Genomic DNA, 1,395 nt, shown 5'->3' with positions numbered 1-1,395 from the left:
TTTACGCCGGTCCCCGATACCAGAGTTTACGCCGGTCCCCGATACCAGAGTTTACGCCGGTCCCCGGCGGGGTCAGGCGGTCTGCCGGGCGCGATGTCGTTCAAAATCGGTGATATAGTCCCGCGTCAGCGGCACGGCCTCCTGCCGATGGGCGAGTTGCACCTGAAACACCATGTGATCCTGCACGGTGAAGGCGAGTTCCGCGCCGGCGAGGTAGAATTCGAACATGCGGCAGAAGCGTTCGTCATAGAGCGCGGCGATGGTGTCGCGGTTGGCCGCGAAGCGCCGGCGCCAGTGGTTCAGGGTCTTGGCGTAGTGCAGCCGCAGAATCTCCATGTCGGTGGTGCGCAGGCCGGATCGCTCGATCGGGCCGAACACTTCGGACAAGGCCGGTGAATAGCCGCCGGGGAAGATATATTTGGCCAGCCACGGGCTGGTGCCGGCCGGACCGTCGAACCGGCCGATGGCATGGACCAGGGCGACGCCGTCGGGGTTCAGGCAGCGGGCGAGCGTGTCGAAATACGGCTGATAATTCGGCAACCCGACATGTTCGAACATGCCGACCGAAACGATCCGGTCGAATCGGCGATCGACCGCGCGATAGTCGATCAATTCGAATGCGACACGGTCGGCCAGCCCCTCGGCCGCGGCGCGGGCCCGGGCGGCGGCGAGTTGCTCGGCGGAGAGCGTGATGCCGGTGACCCGCGCGCCATAATCGCGCGCGAGGGTCAATGCCATGCCACCCCAGCCGCAGCCGATGTCGAGCACGGTCAGACCGGGCCGGTCGAGCAGCAGTTTCGCGGCGATATGGCGCTTCTTGGCGATCTGCGCCTCATCGATCGTTTCGTCGCCGCGCGGGAAATAGCCGCAGGAATATTGCCGGTCGCGATCGAGAAACAGCGAATAGAGCCGCCCGTTCAGATCGTAGTGATGCGCCACATTGCGCCGCGCCTTGCGCGCGTTGTTCATCTGAACCAGCGGCCGTGCGATGCGGTTCAGCGTGGCCTCGGCGCGCAGCATCGGCACGCGATGGGCGGCGGTTTCAATATTGGCCATCAGAATGTGAAGCACGTCATGGATCGAGCCATCGACCGGCGTGATCTGGCCGTTCATATAGGCTTCGCCCAGCGCCATGCCGGGGGAGATCGCGAGGCGACGCACCGTCGCGTTATCATGGATCGCCATGCTCGCCCGCGGGCCGGGATCACCCTTGTAGCGGGAGCGGGAACCATCCGGCCAGATCACGTCCAGCGTGCCGGTGGCGATCAGACGGTTCAAAAGCCTGTCCAACATTATACGCATGTTCGACCCCCTGATGAAACGTTACCAAGAGCTTCGATCTGGGCATCACGGTGACGATAAAAAAGGGGATAAAGAGCATCGGTGCTGTCATGA

At 63.5% G+C, this 1,395-nt stretch carries 1 protein-coding gene; it reads right to left on the bottom strand.

Annotated features, from left to right (window positions below; genetic code table 11):
* Nucleotides 1–72 precede the first annotated feature (72 nt).
* A complete protein-coding gene (locus ACP5E6_RS05585) occupies nt 73–1,302 on the bottom strand; it encodes a class I SAM-dependent methyltransferase (protein WP_427952656.1) in 1,230 nt (409 codons plus the stop codon).
* Nucleotides 1,303–1,395: the final 93 nt, after the last annotated feature.

This window comes from Acidiphilium sp. (assembly GCF_049977125.1).
Taxonomy (GTDB): domain Bacteria; phylum Pseudomonadota; class Alphaproteobacteria; order Acetobacterales; family Acetobacteraceae; genus Acidiphilium.
The sequence above is the reverse complement of the archived record's forward strand: the minus strand, read 5'-3'. Positions and strand labels throughout refer to the sequence as shown.

Bases quoted from the DNA above. Each gene is read 5' to 3' on its own strand.
- ACP5E6_RS05585 (WP_427952656.1), bottom strand. From the start codon at position 1,302: ATGCGTATAATGTTGGACAGGCTTTTGAACCGTCTGATCGCCACCGGC.